The following is an 18,845-nucleotide window of genomic DNA, read 5'->3' as shown; positions in this document are numbered from 1 at the left end:
GATAAGCATGGTCACTACCCCGACGGTCGGCTTCATCGGCCTCGGCAGCATGGGCTCGGGCATGTCCTCGAACCTGCAAAAGGCGGGATACTCTCTCATCGTCACCGATGTCCGTCCGGAGGCGGCGTCAGCGCTCGTCGAAGGCGGCGCGACGTGGGCTGCGACGGCCGCCGAGGTCGCCGCGGCCAGCGACATCATCATCACGATGCTGCCGACGCCGCGTCATGTGACCGAGGTCGTGAGCGGTCCCGGCGGCATGCTGGAGGGCATCGCCGACGGCGCCACGTGGATCGACATGTCCACCTCGGTGCCGGAAGTGGCCGACCGGGTGCGCGCGGAGGAGAGTGCGCGCGGACTGCGCATCCTCGATGCGCCGGTGAGCGGAATGGCCAAGGGCGCCGCATCGGGCATGCTGCAGATCTTCGTCGGCGGCGATGCCGACGACGTCGAAAGGGTCCGCCCCGTACTCGAGGTCATGGGCGACCCGGATCGGATCCTTCACGTCGGCGGCCACGGTGCCGGCTACGCCGTGAAGCTGATGATCAACCAGCTCTGGTTCTCGCACCTGGTCGCGACCGCGGAGGTGCTGGCCGTCGGCGTTCGCGCAGGGGTGGATCTGGGAGTGTTGCGCGACTCGCTCATCGCGAGCCCAGCGAACAGCACGTTCGTGGAGCGTGACGTGCTCTCCATCCTGGAGCACGGCGACTACGACGAAGGCTTCGCCATCGCACTCGCCTGCAAGGATCTGGGACTGTCCATCGATCTGGCCAGGTCCGTCGGTGTGCCCGTCGAGCTCTCCTCGCTGGTCGAGCAGGTCTACCGGCGGGCGCGTGCGTCCTACGGCGACAAGGCGGGGGAGATGACGCCGTTCCGGTTGTACGAAGACCTCATCCACAGCGAGCTCAGGCTCGTACCCGAGCTCGCGCTGGCCGGATCGGAGGAGCAGGCATGATCGCTACGGAGCCCACCACGGACACTCGCGAGAAGCAACTGCTCGGGCGCGTGCCGACGCAGCTGCTTCTCGGCGACGGCTGGACGGATGCCGAGGGTGGCCGTACTTTCCCGGTCACCGATCCCTCGACGGGCGAAGTGCTCCTCGAGGTCGCCGACGCCCGGCCAGAGGACGGCGAACGCGCGCTCGCCGCAGCGGCAGCGGCACAGGAGAGCTGGGCGGCCACGCCGCCGAGGGAGCGCGGCGAGATCCTGCGCCGTGCCTTCGAAATCGTCACCGCACGCGCGGACGACTTCGCCCTGCTGATGACCCTCGAGATGGGCAAGCCGCTCGCGGAATCCCGTGGCGAGGTCGCCTACGGCGCCGAGTTCCTGCGCTGGTTCTCCGAGGAGGCACCACGGATCTCGGGTCGGTTCGCGATGGCCCCCGACGGAAAGAGCCGCCTGCTGGTGATGAAGACCCCGGTGGGGCCGTCGTTGTTCATCACGCCGTGGAACTTCCCGCTTGCGATGGCGACGCGCAAGATCGCACCGGCGATCGCCGCGGGCTGCACCATGGTACTCAAGCCCGCAGCGCTCACTCCGTTGACCGCACTGCTGTTCGCCGAGGTGCTGCGAGAGGCGGGACTGCCCGACGGCGTGCTCACGGTCATCCCGACCACGAGCGCCGGCGCCGTCACTGGTCCGCTCATCCGCGATCCGCGGTTGAGGAAGCTGTCCTTCACCGGCTCCACAGAGGTCGGCAGACGCCTGATCGCCGACTCCGCCGAACAGGTGCTGCGCGTCTCGATGGAGCTCGGCGGCAATGCGCCGTTCCTCGTGTTCGACGACGCCGACCTCTCGAAGGCCGTCGACGGTGCCGTGCTGGCGAAGATGCGCAACGGCGGGGAGGCCTGCGTGGCCGCGAACCGCTTCCTCGTCCAGCGAGGCGTCGCCGCCGAGTTCACTCGGCTGTTCACCGAGCGAATCGCCGCTTTCCGGGTCGGCCGCGGAACGGATGCCGAGACCACGATGGGTCCTCTCGTGGATGAGGCGACGCGGAGCAAGGTCGCGGAGCTGGTCGACGGCGCTGTCAGCGACGGGGCCACTCTCGCTCTGGGCGGGCACGCGCTTCCCGGAGCCGGCTACTTCTACGAGCCCACCGTGCTCGCGGACGTGCCGGTGGATGCGGCGATCCTCGAGGAGGAGATCTTCGGTCCCGTCGCCCCGATCGTCGTGTTCGACACGGAGGAGGAGGCGATCGAGATCGCCAATCGCACGCCGTTCGGGCTCGTCTCGTTCGCGTACACATCGGATCTCAACCGGGGTCTCCGCCTCGCGGAGCGACTCGAGACGGGCATGTTCGGTATCAACGCCGGCGTCGTGTCGAACCCCGCCGCGCCGTTCGGCGGCGTCAAGCAGTCCGGTCTCGGGCGTGAGGGGGGATTCGAGGGGATCGATGAGTACCTCGAGACGCGCTACGTGAACATCGCCGACCCGTTCGCACCCGACGGCAGGTGAGCATGGAGATCACCGACTTCTCCCTCGACCTGTTCTCACTCGACGGCCGGACGGCCGTCATCACGGGTGGCAACACCGGACTGGGTCGGGCTTTCAGCCTTGCCCTGGCCAAGGCGGGAGCGAACGTCTTCGTGGCCGGGCTCGCAGACGACGACGGCACGACGCGTCGCCTGGTCGAGGCCGAAGGACGCGAATACGCGTTCCTCGAGGCGGACATCGCCCGCCGTGGCGTGCCGGCAGAGGTCGTCGCGGCCTGCGTCGAGCGCTTCGGATCGCTCGACGTGCTCGTCAACTCGGCCGGCATCGCGCTGCTCGACGATGTCGATGCGTTCGATCGTGACAAGTGGGATCCGATGATCGCGGTCAACCTCACGGCACCGTTCGAGCTCGCGCATGAGGCGAGTCGTGTCATGCGCAGCCAGGGCCGCGGGAAGATCATCAACATCGCCTCGCTGTTCGCATTTCTCGGCGGCAAGCAATCGCCCGCGTACGCCGCGACGAAAGCCGGGGTCGTCGGTTTCACGAAGGCGTACTGCGACGAGCTCGCCGCCGACGGCATCCAGGTCAACGCGATCGCGCCGGGGTATTTCGCGACCGCGATCACGGCGGCCACCCGTTCCGATCCCGAGGCGAGCCGACGGATCCTCGAGCACATCCCCGCCGAGAGGTGGGGAGACCCGGCCGACCTCATGGGGGCGACGGTGTTCCTCGCGAGCCGCGCCTCCGACTACGTCAACGGGCACGTGCTCGTCGTCGACGGCGGCTATCTCGTCCGCTGACCAGCTCGTCACAGACCCACCCGATTCGAACTACCACTGAAAGCGAAGGCCATTCCCATGTCGGCATCACGATCCGCCCTCAGTCGCGACGAGATCGTCACGCGCGTCACCGCGCTCCTCGGCGCCGATGGGGTCGACACAGATCCGCGCGAGCTCAAGCTCGCCAGTGTCGACCGCTTCAAGAAGTACCAGTCCGTGCACGGCATCTTCGACGGCCCGATCCCTGCGATCATCGCCTACCCCCGCACCACCGAAGAGGTGGCGGCTGTTCTGCGCTTCGCGAACGACAACCTGGTCAACGTCGTGCCGCGCACCGGCCGCACGGCGACCGAGGGCGGTCTCGAGACGGTCATCGAGGACACGATCGTCCTGGACGGCTCGAGAATGGACAGCGTCCTCGACGTGAACGAGACCGACATGATGGTCACCGTGCAGTGCGGCGTGCCGCTGCAGCGGCTCGAGGACGAACTCCGCGAGCGCGGCCTGACCACCGGCCATTCGCCGCAGTCCAAGCCGCTCGCGCAGTACGGCGGGCTGGTCGCGACCAGATCCATCGGACAGTTCTCGACGCTCTACGGTGCGATCGAGGACATGGTCGTCGGCCTCGAAGCGGTGTTCCCCGACGGCACGGTGACGCGTATCAAGAACGTGCCGCGTCGTGCTGCCGGTCCCGACATCCGCCACATCATCATCGGCAACGAGGGTGCACTGTGCGTGATCACCGAGGTGACGGCGAAGATCTTCCCGTACCACCCGGAGAACACCCGGTTCTTCGGCTTCCTCGTCGACGAGTTCGAGGTCGGGGTCGAGGCGCTGCGCGAACTCGTCACCGCCGGATACCGGCCGTCGGTGTGCCGGGTCTACTCGCCCGAGGACGCGAACCAGCACTTCGCGCACTTCTCCGAGGGCAAGTCGGTCGTCGTGCTCACCGCCGAGGGTCCTGAGCCGCTCGCGGCCGCGACGGCTACAGGCATCGAGGCGGTGTTCGCCGACCGCCCGCACCAGCGGGTCGACTCCGCCCACATCGAGACGTGGTTCCAGGGACTCAACTGGGGGCAGGACAAGATCGACGCCGAGAAGGAGGCGATGCTGCGCGATTCGCATCTCGGGTACACCACCGAGGTGTCGATCAACTGGTCAGGGGTGAGCAGCCTCTACCACGCCGTCATCGACCGCATCCGATCGGAGTACCCGCGCGCCGATCACCTCACGATGCTCGGAGCGCACTCGTCGCACAGCTACCAGACCGGCACGAACCTCTACTTCGTCTACGACTACGACATCGACTGCGAGCCGCGGCAGGAGATCGACCTCTATCACGTGCCGCTCAATGCGATCATCGTGGAAGAAGCACTGCGACTGGGAGGTTCGATGGTGCACCACCACGGCATCGGCAAGTACCGCACACCCTGGACCCGCCAGGAGCACGGCTCGGCGTACCCGATGCTGGAGCGGCTCAAGCAGGCGTTCGACCCGAACGGCGTGATGAACGCGGGCACGATCCTCCCGCTCGAGGCGTGAGCGGACCCCGCTACGTCGTCGCCATCGACGGCGGGTCGCAATCGACCAAGGTGCTCGTCGTCGATGAGGCTGGAAGGATCCACGCCTCGGCGCAGCGGCGGTTGAGGCCGACCGAGTCGCCGTCGCCCGGTCACGTCGTGCATCCCGACGACGATCTCTGGGACTCGATCGTCGAGGCCTGCCGCGAGGCGCTCGGCCGCTTCAAGGGCGATCCCGATCGCATCGTAGGGGTCGGGCTGTGCACCATTCGCTTCTGTCGTGCGCTGCTCGACGCGGACGGCGGTCTCGTCGAGCCCGTGCTCAGCTGGATGGACGAACGCGTGTCGCGGCCGCACGAGCAGGATGCGCGCGTGCACTACGTGACGACATCGTCCGGATATCTGACCCATCGGCTGACCGGTGAGCTGCGCGACAGCGTCGGCAATCAGCAGGGGGTGTGGCCCGTCGATCAGGAACGGTGGCGCTGGTCCGACGACCCGGACGCCTATGCGCGCACCGGAATGCGGGCGGAGCAGCTGTTCGACCTCGTGCTGCCGGGTGCGATGCTCGGTCGGGTCACCGCCGCTGCCGCCGCGGCGACCGGCCTTCCCACCGGGCTGGCCGTGTATGCCACCGCGAACGACAAGGCTGTGGAGGCGTTGGGCTCGGGGCTGAGGGACGATCGGACGGCCCTTCTCTCGCTCGGCACATACATCGCGGCGATGACGGTCGGGCGCGACGCGAGCGCGAGTGATGACCGTTACTGGACGAACTTCGCGGCTGAGCCGGGTCGGTACCTGTACGAGAGCGACGGCATCCGGCGGGGCATGTGGACGGTCAGCTGGTGGCGCGACCTGCTCGACGCCGGGCACGGGATCACCGATGACGAGCTCAATGCGGGGGCGAGCGGCATCGCGCCGGGCAGCGATGGGCTGATGGCCGTTCTGGACTGGCTCGCCCCAGGCGGGGCGTCGCACCGGCGCGGAGCGCTGCTCGGGTTCGACGGGCGTCAGGGAAGATTCCACGTGCACCGGGCCATCCTGGAGGGCATCGCCCTCACCATGCGCGGGCACGTCGATGCGATGGAGGACGCGCTCGGCCACCGGTTCGAGAGCGTGATCGTGTCAGGTGGCGGTTCTCGTTCGGACCTGATGATGCGCATCCTCGCCGCCGTGTTCGAAAGACCTGTGCGGCGCAACAGACTGACGGATGCCGCGGGCATCGGTGCCGCGATCTCCGCGTTCGTCGGCGCCCGCGTTCACCCGTCGTGGGACGAGTCCGTCGCTGCGACCGTGCACGCTGCCGACAGTTTCGCGCCCGAATCGGAGTGGGTACGCGCCTACCGGCCGGTGCGCGAGGCGTATTCGCTGCTGCCACGGCATCTGGACCCGCTGTTGCTGGAATGGCAGGCGATCGCCGCGCGGGCGGCCGAGGGGGAGTAGCCCGGCCGCCTCTTCTGCAGGCTCACCGCAGCTCGCGGAAGAACGTCCTCACTACGAACGGCGACCGGATGCTGTCGCCGCCGGGTGTCCGCCGGCGTACTCCGCTCCGACCGAAGACCCGCGGATGCACGGACGAGCGCGGGGCGGCGGTCAACTCTGGCGGCCGCGAGCAACTCTGGCGGCCACATGAGTCCTGAGCGGCCGCCAGAAGTGCAACGATCCGACACAGTTGATGCGACTCAGAGCCGGTCCACCCCGGTCACCGTCACGACGGCTTCACCCGCCTCGTCCGATGCTGCGAGGTCGATCGTCGCGGCGATGCCCCAGTCGTGGTCACCGGCGGGGTCATCGATGATCTGCCGCACGGTCCAGGTCGCGGAACCCTCGGTCAGCAGCAGGAGTTTCGAACTGCGGGCGTCCGGGCCGGTGAGGATGTCATCGTGCTCGGCGAAGTAGGCGTCGAGGGCGTCGTTCCACCCGTCGGAGCCGAACGTGGGATCGAGCGCCGCCAGGGCGTCGACGTCTTCGCGGGCGGCGAGCTGCACCCGGCGGAACAGCTCATTGCGCACCAGGATGCGGAACGCGCGCACATTGCTCGTGAGACGCTTCGGCGCGGGCGGCACGATCGGCTCCTCGACGTGCTCGGCGGCCTTGAGAGCATCCAGATCGACGACGCCGTTGTCGGTGCCGGCCCGCAGCTCCTCCCACTCATCCAAGAGCGAGGAGTCGACCTGGCGGACGAGCTCTCCGAGCCACTCGATGAGGTCACGCAGATCCTCGTTCTTCAGATCCTCCGGGATGGTCTGCGACGCCGCGCGATACGCGTCCGACAAGTACCGCAGCACCACTCCCTCTGACCGTGCGATCTTGTAATACGCGACATATTCCCCGAACGACATGGCTCGCTCGTACATGTCGCGAACGACGGCCTTCGGCCGCAGCTCGAAGTCGCGGATCCACGGCTGCGCCGCGCTGTACGTCTCGAACGTCGCGCCCAGCAGCTCTTCGAGCGGCTTCGGATACGTGATCTGCTCGAGCAGCTCCATGCGTTCGTCGTACTCGATGCCCTCGCGTTTCATCTCGGCGACCGCGTCGCCGCGGGCGAGGAACTCCTGCTGGCTCAGCACCGCGCGCGGATCGTCGAGCGTCGCCTCGACGATCGAGATCATGTCGAGCGCGAAGGTCGCGGCATCCGGATCCAGCAGCTCGAACGCGGCGAGAGCGAAAGGCGACAGCGGCTGGTTCAACGCGAAGTTCGGCTGCAGATCGACGGTGAGGCTGATCTCTGGCTCTCGCCCCTTCGACAGGCTCAGGGAGCGAGGCTCCGACTGCTCGACGATCCCTGATTCCCGCAGTGTCCGATAGATTCCCAGCGCCCGCAGCGCCAGCATCCGTTGCCTTGCCCGCGGCTCGTGATTGTCATATACCAGCGCGCGCATATTCGCGAACACGTCTCCGCCGCGACCGATGACGTTGAGTATCATCGCGCTCGTGATCTGCATGTGCGAGGTCAGCGTCTCCGGCTCGGCGTCGATCAGCTTGCGGAACGAGGGCTCACCCCACGACACGAAGCCGTCCGGCGCCTTCTTGCGGATGATCTTGCGCTTCTTCTTCGGGTCATCGCCGGCCTTGCGGATCAGCGCGGCGTTCTCGGTCTCATGTTCCGGCGCCTGGGCGACCACGGTGCCGGCCGTGTCGAAGCCGGCGCGGCCCGCACGTCCGGCGATCTGATGGAACTCGCGGGCGTTCAGCTGCCGCATGCGCGTGCCATCGAACTTCGTCAGCGCCGTGAGCAGCACCGTCCGGATCGGCACGTTGATGCCGACCCCGAGCGTGTCGGTTCCGCAGATCACGCGCAGCATCCCGCGCTGAGCGAGCTGTTCGACGAGCCGCCGATACTTGGGCAGCATGCCGGCGTGATGCACTCCGATGCCCGCGCGCAGGAACTTCGAGAGCGTCTTGCCGAACGCCGTCGTGAAGCGGAACTCTCCGATGAGCTCGGCGATCTGATCGCGCTGCTCGCGGGTCGCGATCTTCATGCTCGACAACGCCTGCGCGCGCTCCATGGCTGCGGCCTGCGAGAAGTGCACGACGTAGATCGGTGCCTGGCCAGTCGTCAGCAGGTCGTCGACCGTCTCATGGATCGGGGTGAGCTCGTAGTAGAAGTGCAGCGGCACCGGACGTTCGACGCCCGTCACGGTCGCTGTCTCGCGGCCGGTGCGCCGACTCAGGTCTGCCGCCAGCGCGGTCACATCGCCCAGGGTCGCCGACATCAGGACGAACTGCGCCTGCGGCAACGTGAGCAGCGGAACCTGCCACGCCCACCCGCGGTCCGGGTCGGCGTAGAAGTGGAACTCATCCATCACGACCTGCCCGACGTCAGCCGAAGGTCCCTGGCGCAGAGCGAGGTTGGCGAGGATCTCGGCCGTGCAGCAGATGATCGGAGCATCCGCGTTCACCGACGAATCACCCGTGATCATGCCGACGTTCTCTGGCCCGAAGGTGTCGACGAGCGCGAAGAACTTCTCGCTCACGAGGGCCTTGATCGGCGCGGTGTAGTAGCTTCGGCGGCCCTCGACGAGCGCGGCGAAGTGCGCACCGACGGCGACGAGCGACTTCCCGGTGCCGGTCGGCGTCGACAGGATCAGGTTCTGACCCGAGACGATCTCGATGACCGCTTCGTCCTGCGCCGGGTACAACCGGATGCCGGTGGCCTCTGCCCATTCGACGAACGCCAGGTAGACGGCATCCGGGTCGATCGCGCCCTCGGTGTCGCGCAGGGAGGTCGGATCGAGGCGCGCGGAAGAAGTCATGGTCCTTCGATCATCCCTCACCGCGACCTGGACGAACGTCGGGCACCGCACAACTCCGGAGAATCGGCCGGTTTCGACCCCGGCGACGCCGAAAAGTCGCCGGTCCGCGAGGTTCGTCCGGAGTTATGCGGCATCCGCTCCCCTCATCAGGCAGTCGCCGCGCGCAGTGCGATCTCGATCATCTCGCCGAAGGTCTGCTCACGCTCATGCGCCGTGGTCGCCTCGCCCGTGACGATGTGATCGGAGACGGTGCAGATGCTGAGCGCGCGCCGGCCATGGAACGCAGCCAGAGTGTAGAGACCGCTTGTCTCCATCTCCACGGCCAGCGCTCCATGCTGCACGAATGGCTCTGTCAGCTCAGGTCGAGTGCTGTAGAACTGATCACTCGAGAACAGCAGCCCGACATGCACGGCCGACCCCAGAGACATCTGCTCACTCGCCTCGACGGCTGCGCGCAACAGCGAGAAATCGGCGACGGGGGCGTAGTCGAGCCCGTTGAACCGCACGCGATTGATGCCGGAATCGGTGCACGCGCCGTTCGCGATGATGATGTCTCGCACCGAGAGATGCTCGGCCAGTGCTCCGCATGATCCGACCCGCACGATCGTCTGCACGTCGTACTCCGTGAACAATTCGGTGGCGTAGATCGCCATCGACGGCTGCCCCATGCCCGAGCCCTGCACGGAGACACGGTGCCCCTCCCAGGTGCCGGTGAATCCCAGCATCCCGCGCGTCTCCGAATACAGCGTTGCGTCATCGAGGAAGTTCTCGGCTATCCACTTCGCCCGCAACGGGTCACCCGGGAACAGGACGATGGGGGCGATCTGACCGGGCTCGGCGGCGATGTGCGTGCTCATGAACTCAGCCTAGGGTCAGCCCTCGCGGCGCTGGACGATCTCACCGATCCAGATGGGAGCGAAGGGAGAAGTGCAGCCCGGGGCGGTGGGGTAGTCGGCCAGCACCTGCAGCCGTTCGCCGATCTCCAGAGCGCGGGCGCGCAGGTGCGGGTGGTAGATGCCGATCTGCGCGAGCGTCTCGTTCATCGACCACTGCGGCCGTGCCGGCGCATCCTTCATGTCGCGTTCGATGCGGTCCAGCAGATCCTCGAGATCGAGCCCCTCCGGGTTCTTCGCCACGCGCTCGCTGGTCAGTGACCATGCCGCCGCAGCGACCGTCGGATCGGCGTCGTCGAACCACCGCTGTCGCATCTCTTCGGCGAGCGGCGACTTCTTGGCGATGTAGTTCACGAACCAGTCGTTGACCTTCGGTGCCCGCGTCTCACGAAGCATTGCATCGAGCTCGTCGGCCGTGAACTCCTTCGGTTTGCAGATCAGCAGGGCGAGCAGACGCGGTGCGGTCTCGCCGGTCTCCCAGAGCTCTTTCGCCAGAGCGTGGTTCGTCTTGACCTTCTTGGCGAGCGCACGCAGCTTTGAGAGGTTGATGCCGTGATCGTCGCCGCGCTTCTCATTCGCGGCGCGCATCTTCGGATCCTCGAGAGCGGCGAGCTGTGTGAGGACGTCGGGGACGGTGATCGTGTCGGACATGGGACCAGCGTAATCTCGGTCAGATCACTTGCACGGGGCAACGGATACCTGGTGCTGCAGCAATGCGGCGGTCGCGGGTGAGGAGCGCACACTCGAGCACCTCGGCGAGAGCGACATACGTCGCGTCGTACACCGTCAGGTTCTCGCGAAGTTGCATAGCTCGCGGGATCAGCATGCTCGAGGCGAACCGATCGGCTTCGAACCGCGCGAGGTCGTCGATCGTCGTATGCACACGCTCTTCGGTGACTTTGTGCCCCAGCCATAGTCCTCGCAGCGCTGATGCGACCTCGACGTCGAGCAGATCGGGAGCAGCCAGGTCGGCGCCGTCGATGCGTGTGGACACGGCGGCATCAAGGTCGCCGAGTAAATGGTCCAGAACAATGGACGCGTCGACGACGATCATCATTCCGATCGTCCACGTCGGATGGCTTCCATAATCTCTTCTGCGCTGAGAGAAATGCGATCGCCGCGCGCGCTGATTGCGGCAGTCAACTCTGCATTGTCCCTTTTGCGCGCCAGCCGAGTCAGCTCTTGCGTCAGATACTGCTGCAATGACTGGCCGTTGTGCTCAGCGCGTTGCGCCAGCACGGCGTGCACCTCGGGCGGAAGATCACGGATCAGAACGTTGGGCATGCTTACAGTATGCAAGCAAGCCTCCTTCCGTGGGATGGATTCTGAAGAGTTCAGCGCAGCAGCGAGTGCGCGAATGCGCGCACGGCCGGAGTGAAGAGCCCGTAACCACCGTGGCCGCCGAGCGGAGCCAACACCTCCATGAGTGAGGTCACGGCCTGTTTCGCCGATGATTCACGTTCGGCATCGGTCGTCTGCCGGTACGGATACTCCTGGTTCTCATCCAGCGCCGCCAGCCCGTTCATGACGCGCTCGTTCAGATCCACGGATGCGGTCGCCGTTCCGTCGGCGACCGCGAGCAGCGCCAGTGTCTCCGCATGGTCCGGTTGGCCGGACCACGAGTATCCCTGTGACCTCCTCTGCGCTCCACTGCCGAGTTCGCGAACAGCGCGGAGCGGATTGGCCGACAGCTCTCTGGTGTGCGCGACGGGTATGACGCGGCCCTTGAAGCGGCGGATGAACCGTAACGAGCGCGCGGTGCTGAGCAGCGCATGCCCGGGCGACGGTGGCGCACCGGGTGCCGGCACCCATTCCAGCGCCTGTTCTGCTTCGCGAGCGAGTTCGACCGGTAGCCAACCGTGTTCGTCCTGCTCCATACCTTCCGTGCCGATCCGGTCGATCAGCCAGGCGAGGCCGTGCGTGAGAGAACGAGCCGCCGCGGCGTCGATCAGTGGAGCGGTCATGAGCTCGGCATCTTCCAGGTGCGAACGCAATGCCAGCCGCTGCAACGGCGCGAGAGCTTCTGCCAACGGCCGCAGTGCAGAAGCATCACCGAACGCACGGCTCATCTCGTGGAAACAGACGGATTCGCGATCGGGGAGAACCAGCCCGAACTCTCGTGTCAACTCGTGCTGCACATGATCGATATGGAAGCTGGCAGGCGACAACTCCCATGCGGCTACTGCGCGCGGCGTATCCGGCGTGCCATCGACGATCCGCACATGCGGTTCGCCGACGACGGTGGCAGTGGCATCATCGAGCACCTCAACCCTGCAGTCGCCAGCCATTCCCGGGATGCTCAGCGTCGGTCCGGCCTCCGGCTCGAGTGGCATCCCTCCGTACTGCCACGAGGCGCGGGGGATGATCGAATCGACATCGCCGTACCAGCCGGACTCTTCGTCGGGGCCGTCTGGCCGCGTCCGGCCGGTCGAAAGCAGGAACGACTCGCCCAGCCAGGACAGCGGGGCGCCTCGGCAGATGTCGAAAGTTCGTGAGATGGGCGGATCGGTTGGCGCGGTCACGCGGAGGCGCAACGCGGAGTGGCTGTGTACGAAGGATGCGTAGTCGGGATCGAAGAACATGCCGCAACGCTAAATGCCCACGCCGACCCCACGACCCCGTATCCACGCGACCCGTGCGCAACTGCCGCTGTCCCGCAACAGTGCAGGAGAAGTCACACCCTGTCACTCCTCGCCGACGAGCTTCTCGCGGATGCGGCGCAGGTCTTCCATGAGCGATCCGATCAGGATCCAATGACCGGATGCCGGTGGCTTCACCCGCAGCGGAGCGGTCAGCGCCGGGATGGCCGAGGTCTCTGACGACGGCTCAGGCGCGACGTCGGCGACCTGCACCGCGAGGCGCACATCATGACCCGCACGGCGAAGCTGCTCGGCGATCGCATGCACCGTCGGTTCCTCGGCGAGGGCGTCGTCGTAGTGGTCGAAGTACGCCCGCGTCATGCCGATCACCTGCGTGACGATCGGGGAGAGCCTGTCCAGAAGTGCGCGCATCTCGGCGAGGTCGCCGCGCTGCGCACGGCGCGGATTGAGCGTGAGCGATTCCTCACCTGCGGTGATGGATGCTTCGGCGGCATCGCGCATCGGCCGCAGCAGTCGCGCTTCCACCATCAGCCCCTGAAGTTGCGCAGGCGTCTGCGCAGTGGGCAGCGCCGAGGCCAGCCGGTCGAGACTCGCGGCGATCTCCGCGCCGAGCAGCCCGAGGTCGCGCCGCGCTGGTGCGGTGAGCACCGGCGGCACGATCAGGGCGTTGACGATGATGCCGATCGCGACGCCGATCAGAGTCTCGATGATGCGGTCCAGGGCGTACTGCGGGCTGGACGATCCGAGCGCGAGGACGAGCATCGCCGAGATCGCGACCTGGTTTCCCATGCCTGGGGTGGCGCGGAAGACCCATGCCACCAGCATCGCGACGACGATCGCGAGCAGGACCACCCAGCTCTGCGGCCCGAGCAGCAGGCTCAGCCCGGTGGCGATCACGACGCCGACGATCACGCCGAGGCTGCGTTCGATCGCCTTGGCGAACGACTGGTTCACACTCGGCAGCACCACGAGCAGAGCGGCGATCGCGGCGAACACCGGCAATGGACCGGGCACCAGCCATCCCGCGATGAGCCAGGCGCCGATCGTGGCCACTGCCGACTTCACGACCTGCAGCAGAGGAGCGCGTTTCGCGCTGCGCACAGCCGATGTCATCCCCATGCACCCACGTTAGCCCCGCGGTGTCATCCGCCTCGGCGTATGAGGCGATCCTAACTTCTGATAAATTAGGGCAGGCTTACCAAAGAGCCCGACGCTTTTGCGTCATCCCCCCGACCACCCGAAAGGGAAACACCCGTGCGCATCTCTCGTCTTCTCGGCCTCGGCGCCGCCGTGGTCATGGCAGCAGGCCTCGCCGCCTGCGCGGCCCCCGCCACCTCCGACAGCTCGGACTCCGACTCCCTGATCGGCACCAACCCGGCATCCGCCGACGCGTTCCCGGTCACTGTCACGCACGCGTTCGGTGAGACGACGATCAGCGAGAAGCCCGATCGCATCGCGACCGTCAACTGGGCCAACCACGAGGTACCTCTTGCCCTCGGTGTCGTGCCGGTCGGCATGAGCAAGGTCGCCTGGGGCGACGACGACGACAACGGCGTTCTGCCGTGGGTCGAGGACAAGCTCGACGAGCTCGGCATCGACGTGTCGCTGATGGGCGACAAGGATGCCGAGAAGGCGGGTGAGGTGCCGGTGCTGTTCGACGAGGCCGACGGCATCGACTTCGAAGCCGTCGCCGACACGAACCCCGACGTGATCCTCGCCTCGTACTCCGGCCTCACGCAGGAGGACTACGACACCCTCTCCAAGATCGCTCCTGTCGTCGCGTACCCCGAGGTCGCATGGGGCACCTCGGTGCAGGACATGATCACCATGAACTCCGAGGCGATCGGACTCGCCGACGAGGGCCAGGCACTGATCGAGGATCTGGATGCCCAGACGCAGGCGGCACTCGACGCGCGCCCCGCGCTGAAGGACGCGAAGCTGCTCTTCAGCTACATCGACCCGAACGACCTCAGCCAGGTCGGCTACTACACGCGCATCGACACCCGTCCCGGCTTCCTGCTCGAACTCGGTCTGCCAGAGCCGCAGGTCGTCGCCGACAACGCCGACAGCACCGACTTCTACCTGATGGTCAGCGCAGAAGAGGTCGAGAAGTTCGACGACGTCGACGTCTTCATCACCTACGGCGACGAGTCGATCATCCCGGTGCTGCAGGCCGACCCGCTGCTGGGCAAGATCCCCGCGATCGCCGCCGGCAACATCGCCATCCTCCCCGACGCATCCCCGATGGCGAACTCCGCCAACCCGTCGCCGCTCTCTATCCCGTGGGGCATCGACGACTACTTCGCGATCCTCGAAGCACCGCTGCTCGACGAGTGACCTCAGTCGCCCACGCTTCGACGTCGGGCGCCGCGAGACTGCGGCGCCCGACGTCGGTGCGTGTGCTCTGGCTGCTGATCGGCGCCGCCGTCATCGTCGTCCTGTGCATCCTGTCGGTCTCGTTCGGTGTGCGCACCGTGTCGCTCGACGACATCGTCGCCGCGCTCAGCGGGCAAGACGACACCGTCTCTCAGGCCGCGATCATCAAGCGGATTCCCCGGACCGTGCTCGCCATCCTCGTCGGGGCCGCTCTGGCGCTCTCGGGTGCCGCGATGCAGGCCGTCACCCGAAACCCGATCGCCGACCCCGGCATCCTCGGAGTCACCAATGGGGCCTCGCTCGCGGTCGTGTTCGGCCTGGCCTTCTTCGGGCTCGCGAATCCGTTCAGCCAGATGGCCGTCGCCATCGTGGGTGCGGGGATCGCAGCCGTCTTCGTCTACTCGGTCGGCTCGCTCGGCCGCGGCGGTGCGACGCCCCTCAAACTCGCCCTCGCGGGAGCCGCGACCTCGGCGGCCCTCGGCTCGCTGATCAGCGCGGTCATGCTGCCCCGCGTCGACCTGCTGCAGACGTTCCAGTCCTGGCAGGTCGGCGGCGTCGGCGGCGCGGAGTGGCCGCGCATCGCGATCACCGCTCCCGTGCTCGCCCTCGGCGCTCTCATCTGTTTCATGTGCGCACGAGGCATGAACTCCCTCGCCCTGGGCGACGACATGGCGGCGGGCCTCGGCGAGCGGGTCTTCCGCACGCGCCTCGTCTCGGCAGCCGGCGCCGTGATCCTCGCGGGCGCAGCCACGGCGATCGCCGGTCCGATCGGCTTCGTCGGCCTCGTCATCCCGCACATGTGCCGGATGCTGATCGGCACGGACCACCGCTGGCTGCTGCCCTTCTCCGCGCTCGGCGGTGCCGCGCTGCTGCTCGTGAGCGACATCATCGGCCGGGTGATCGCGCCGTCGTCGGAGGAGATCCAGGTCGGCATCATCACGGCCGTGATCGGCGCACCGTTCTTCATCTGGATCGTCCGCCGCCAGAAGGTGCGTGAGCTGTGACCCTCGTACAGGCCCAGGGCCCGGCCGCGATGCAGGGCCCGGCCGCGATCATGGCCGGTCGCCGCGCCCGCCACCGCCGTCACGCCGTGGCCACCATCGTGCTCGGCCTGCTGCTCTTCGCGCTCGCCGCGGTCGCCCTGATGTTCGGCAACTCGTTCTACACACCCGGCGAGATCATCCGCGTCATCCTGGGCGAGACGGTGCCAGGCGCATCCTTCACGGTCGGAGAGCTGCGCCTGCCGCGCACGGCGCTCGCGATCCTCGCCGGATTCGCCTTCGGGATCGCCGGTGTCACCTTCCAGACGCTGCTGCGCAACCCTCTCGCCTCGCCCGACATCATCGGCATCACCGAGGGTGCGAGCGCCGCGGCCGTCGTCGGCATCGTCGTGCTCGGGCTGAGCGGCCCCGCCGTCTCGGCGATGGCACTGGGCGGAGCGCTGATCACCGCGATCGCGATCTACCTGCTCTCGAACAAGGGCGGCTTCTCCGGCATCCGTCTGATCCTGATCGGAATCGGTGTCGCCGCGATGCTGCAGAGCGTCGTGTCGTACGTGCTCTCGCGTGCCGCCGAATGGGACATCCAGATGGCGATGCGCTGGATCACCGGCAGTCTGAACAACGCCGCGTGGGACGACGTCATCCCGCTCGCGATCGCCAGCATCGTGATCCTGCCGTTCCTGTTCAGCCAGGCGCAGGCGCTCGGGATGCTGCAGCTCGGCGACGACTCGGCCTCCGGCCTCGGCGTACGGGTGACCGTGACGCGGCTGATGTTCATCATCGGCGCCGTCGCGCTGCTCGCGTTCGCGACGGCGGGCACCGGACCGATCGCGTTCGTCGCTTTCATGGCCGGACCCATCGCCGCGCGCATCACCGGGCCCGGCGCGAATCTACTGCTGCCGTCGGCATTCGTCGGAGCTGTGCTCGTGCTCGGCGGCGATTTGATCGGTCAGTTCGCGTTCGATGCGCGCTACCCGGTCGGCGTCATCACCGGTGTGCTCGGCGCCCCATACCTGATCTACCTGCTCATCCGCACCAACCGCTCTGGGGGCTCGCTGTGACCGAGGCACACACACTGACCGCCGAGGGGGTGACTCTCGCCTACGGCGACCGCACGATCATCGAAGGCCTCGACCTCCGCGTCGCACCGGGAAAGATCACCTCGATCGTCGGGGCGAACGGATGCGGCAAGTCGACGCTGCTGCGATCGCTCGCGCGCCTGTTGTCGCCGGCATCCGGTCAGATCGTCCTCGACGGCAAGTCGGTGCACTCCAGGCCCACCAAGGAGGTTGCGCGCGTGCTCGGACTGCTGCCGCAGTCGCCGATCGCTCCGGAGGGGATCGCCGTCGCCGACCTGGTCGGGCGGGGGCGGCATCCGCATCAGAAGGTGCTCGCCCGCTGGACCGCGCACGACTACGAGGTCGTCGCCGACGCGCTCGCCGCCACCGGGATCGCCGACCTCGCCGACCGCAGCGTCGACGAGCTTTCGGGCGGACAGCGGCAGCGCGTGTGGATCGCGATGGCGCTCGCGCAGGAGACCGACATCCTGCTGCTCGACGAGCCGACCACGTTCCTCGACGTCGCGCACCAGGTCGAGGTGCTCGACCTGCTCACCGACCTCAGCGTCTCGCGCGGCACGACCATCGTCATGGTGCTGCACGACCTCAACCTCGCCGCGCGCTATTCCGACGAGCTCGTCGCGATGCGCGGCGGCCAGGTGCATGCGCTCGGCGCCCCGGACGACATCCTCACTCATACGCTGGTCGAAGAGGTCTTCGGCATGGCGAACCAGATCACCACCGACCCGGTCTCCGGGAAGCCGATGGTGACACCGATCGGAAGGCATCATGTCCGCTGAGACTCGTACTCGCACCCCTTACGTTCTTGCACGTGCCGAGGTGCGTGCGGTCGACCGCGTCTCGCCGAACTTCGTGCGCGTCACCTTCGGCGGTCGCGACCTCGAGGAGTTCGGCACGCCAGGCGACGTCTACGACGCGCGGATCAAGCTGGTCTTCCCGCCGGCATCCGGCATCCTTCCCGACCTCGATCGCGACACCGATGACTGGTGGGGCTCGTATCTCGCGGTTCCGGAGGAGAAACGCGGATCGATGCGCACCTATTCGGTGCGCTCACTTGACGTCGTTCCGTCCGCTGAGCTTGTCGAAGCGTCCGCTGAGCTTGTCGTTCCGTCCGCTGAGCTTGTCGAAGCGTCCGCGACCGAGGTCGTCGTCGACTTCGTGCTGCACCTGGCGCCTGGCCTCACCGGACCCGCCTCGCTGTGGGCGAGCGCTGCCGGCGTCGGCGACGAGGTCTGGATGGTCGGACCGCGCCGCGGGCGTTCCGAGCGGGGCGGAATCGAGTACGCGCCGGGTTCGGCATCGTCAGTGATGCTGGTCGGCGATGAGACCGCAGCACCGGCGATCGCCCGCATCCTGGAGGACGCCCCGCGTGATCTGCGTGGGCTCGCGTTCATCGAGGTGCCGACCGCCGAGGACATCCTGCCCATCGATGCGCCGGACGGCGTCGAGGTGCACTGGCTGCCGCGTGGGGACGCCGCGCACGGACTGCGCCTCATCCCCACCGTGCTCGACTGCCTCGGCGACAGTGCTCACTCGAAGTCTGGCGACAGCGAGATCGTCGTGCAGGATGCTGAGGGGGAGGACCTGGTCTGGGAGACGCCGATCTATTCGGGCAGCGGCGAGGACGTCGCCGAGGCAGCATCGGGCGAGCGATACTTCTGGATCGCCGGCGAGAGCGGCGTCGTCACGACGCTGCGCCGTCACCTCGTGAAGGACCTGGGCATCGACCGCGCGCAGGTTGCGTTCATGGGCTACTGGCGCCGCGGTGTCGCGATGCGCGGCTGAACTGCGCGGGAGGCTCGGATCGCGGCTTCGACTCCCTTCGGTCGCTCAGCCCGTTTCGTCTCCTCGCTCCGCTCGTCGCTCAACGCCCCGTGAACTGCCCCCGCGGGTCGTTGAGCAACACTTCGA

The 18,845-nt window shown here is 67.3% G+C and carries 17 protein-coding genes; 10 read left to right on the top strand and 7 right to left on the bottom strand.

All coding sequences use genetic code 11. The features are described 5' to 3' along the window. The first annotated feature begins 7 nt into the window (after nucleotides 1-7). From J1M43_RS15375 to J1M43_RS15355, 5 genes are read left to right on the top strand one after another with little or no spacing between them, the layout of a single operon-like run. Nucleotides 8-952 (top strand): NAD(P)-dependent oxidoreductase, encoded by a 945-nt coding sequence (locus tag J1M43_RS15375; protein WP_206477226.1) that lies wholly within the window; start codon nucleotides 8-10, stop codon nucleotides 950-952. Continuing rightward, nucleotides 949-2,451 (top strand): NAD-dependent succinate-semialdehyde dehydrogenase, encoded by a 1,503-nt coding sequence (locus tag J1M43_RS15370; protein WP_206477225.1) that lies wholly within the window; start codon nucleotides 949-951, stop codon nucleotides 2,449-2,451. The genes J1M43_RS15375 and J1M43_RS15370 overlap by 4 nt, the downstream gene beginning before the upstream one ends. Nucleotides 2,452-2,453: 2 nt before the next feature. Further along, the gene (locus J1M43_RS15365; RefSeq protein ID WP_240545397.1) at nucleotides 2,454-3,230 is read left to right on the top strand and encodes an SDR family oxidoreductase; all 777 of its coding nucleotides are present in this window, start codon (nucleotides 2,454-2,456) and stop codon (nucleotides 3,228-3,230) included. A 57-nt stretch (nucleotides 3,231-3,287) separates the two neighbouring features. Further along, nucleotides 3,288-4,751, top strand: a complete 1,464-nt coding sequence (locus J1M43_RS15360; protein ID WP_206477223.1) for an FAD-binding oxidoreductase — start codon at nucleotides 3,288-3,290, stop codon at nucleotides 4,749-4,751. Continuing rightward, a complete protein-coding gene (locus tag J1M43_RS15355) occupies nucleotides 4,748-6,172 on the top strand; it encodes an FGGY-family carbohydrate kinase (protein WP_206477222.1) in 1,425 nt (474 codons plus the stop codon). Before J1M43_RS15360 ends, J1M43_RS15355 begins: the two co-directional genes overlap by 4 nt. Nucleotides 6,173-6,411: 239 nt before the next feature. Here the strand turns inward: J1M43_RS15355 and J1M43_RS15350 are convergent, their stop codons facing one another. The 7 genes from J1M43_RS15350 to J1M43_RS15320 form a co-directional block, all read right to left on the bottom strand. After that, the gene (locus tag J1M43_RS15350) at nucleotides 6,412-8,985 is read right to left on the bottom strand and encodes an RNA helicase (RefSeq protein WP_206477221.1); all 2,574 of its coding nucleotides are present in this window, start codon (nucleotides 8,983-8,985) and stop codon (nucleotides 6,412-6,414) included. A 146-nt stretch (nucleotides 8,986-9,131) separates the two neighbouring features. Next, entirely contained in the window at nucleotides 9,132-9,842 is a 711-nt protein-coding gene (gene deoD, locus J1M43_RS15345) for a purine-nucleoside phosphorylase (protein WP_206477220.1), read from the bottom strand. Between the two features lie 15 nt (nucleotides 9,843-9,857). Next, complete coding sequence (locus J1M43_RS15340) at nucleotides 9,858-10,529, bottom strand: DNA alkylation repair protein (protein WP_033105359.1); 672 nt, start codon at nucleotides 10,527-10,529, stop codon at nucleotides 9,858-9,860. A gap of 19 nt (nucleotides 10,530-10,548) precedes the next feature. Beyond that, nucleotides 10,549-10,935: a type II toxin-antitoxin system VapC family toxin gene (locus tag J1M43_RS15335; RefSeq protein WP_235272324.1), complete on the bottom strand. Its 387-nt coding sequence runs from the start codon at nucleotides 10,933-10,935 to the stop codon at nucleotides 10,549-10,551. Then, complete coding sequence (locus J1M43_RS15330; RefSeq protein ID WP_033105357.1) at nucleotides 10,932-11,162, bottom strand: hypothetical protein; 231 nt, start codon at nucleotides 11,160-11,162, stop codon at nucleotides 10,932-10,934. Before J1M43_RS15330 ends, J1M43_RS15335 begins: the two co-directional genes overlap by 4 nt. A gap of 50 nt (nucleotides 11,163-11,212) precedes the next feature. After that, nucleotides 11,213-12,460, bottom strand: coding sequence for a hypothetical protein (locus J1M43_RS15325; protein ID WP_206477219.1), 1,248 nt, complete (start codon nucleotides 12,458-12,460; stop codon nucleotides 11,213-11,215). Between the two features lie 102 nt (nucleotides 12,461-12,562). Next, entirely contained in the window at nucleotides 12,563-13,597 is a 1,035-nt protein-coding gene (locus J1M43_RS15320; protein WP_206477218.1) for an aromatic acid exporter family protein, read from the bottom strand. A 135-nt stretch (nucleotides 13,598-13,732) separates the two neighbouring features. Between J1M43_RS15320 and J1M43_RS15315 the strand changes: the two genes are divergently transcribed. From J1M43_RS15315 to J1M43_RS15295, 5 genes are read left to right on the top strand one after another with little or no spacing between them, the layout of a single operon-like run. After that, nucleotides 13,733-14,815, top strand: a complete 1,083-nt coding sequence (locus J1M43_RS15315) for an iron-siderophore ABC transporter substrate-binding protein (RefSeq protein WP_033105354.1) — start codon at nucleotides 13,733-13,735, stop codon at nucleotides 14,813-14,815. Next, nucleotides 14,812-15,858: an iron ABC transporter permease gene (locus J1M43_RS15310; RefSeq protein ID WP_033105353.1), complete on the top strand. Its 1,047-nt coding sequence runs from the start codon at nucleotides 14,812-14,814 to the stop codon at nucleotides 15,856-15,858. Before J1M43_RS15315 ends, J1M43_RS15310 begins: the two co-directional genes overlap by 4 nt. 29 nt (nucleotides 15,859-15,887) lie before the next feature. After that, nucleotides 15,888-16,916 carry an iron chelate uptake ABC transporter family permease subunit gene (locus J1M43_RS15305; RefSeq protein ID WP_033106347.1) on the top strand — a complete coding sequence of 343 codons (1,029 nt, stop codon included), beginning with the start codon at nucleotides 15,888-15,890 and terminating at the stop codon, nucleotides 16,914-16,916. Beyond that, nucleotides 16,913-17,713: an ABC transporter ATP-binding protein gene (locus J1M43_RS15300; RefSeq protein WP_033105352.1), complete on the top strand. Its 801-nt coding sequence runs from the start codon at nucleotides 16,913-16,915 to the stop codon at nucleotides 17,711-17,713. The genes J1M43_RS15305 and J1M43_RS15300 overlap by 4 nt, the downstream gene beginning before the upstream one ends. Continuing rightward, entirely contained in the window at nucleotides 17,703-18,719 is a 1,017-nt protein-coding gene (locus J1M43_RS15295; protein WP_206477217.1) for a siderophore-interacting protein, read from the top strand. Before J1M43_RS15300 ends, J1M43_RS15295 begins: the two co-directional genes overlap by 11 nt. The last annotated feature ends 126 nt before the right edge of the window (nucleotides 18,720-18,845 follow it).

Origin of the sequence: Microbacterium sp. KRD172 (assembly GCF_017168295.1) — a bacterium.
In the GTDB taxonomy this organism is placed as follows: Bacteria; Actinomycetota; Actinomycetes; order Actinomycetales; family Microbacteriaceae; genus Microbacterium; species Microbacterium profundi.
This window is presented reverse-complemented; position numbering and strand designations above follow the sequence as displayed.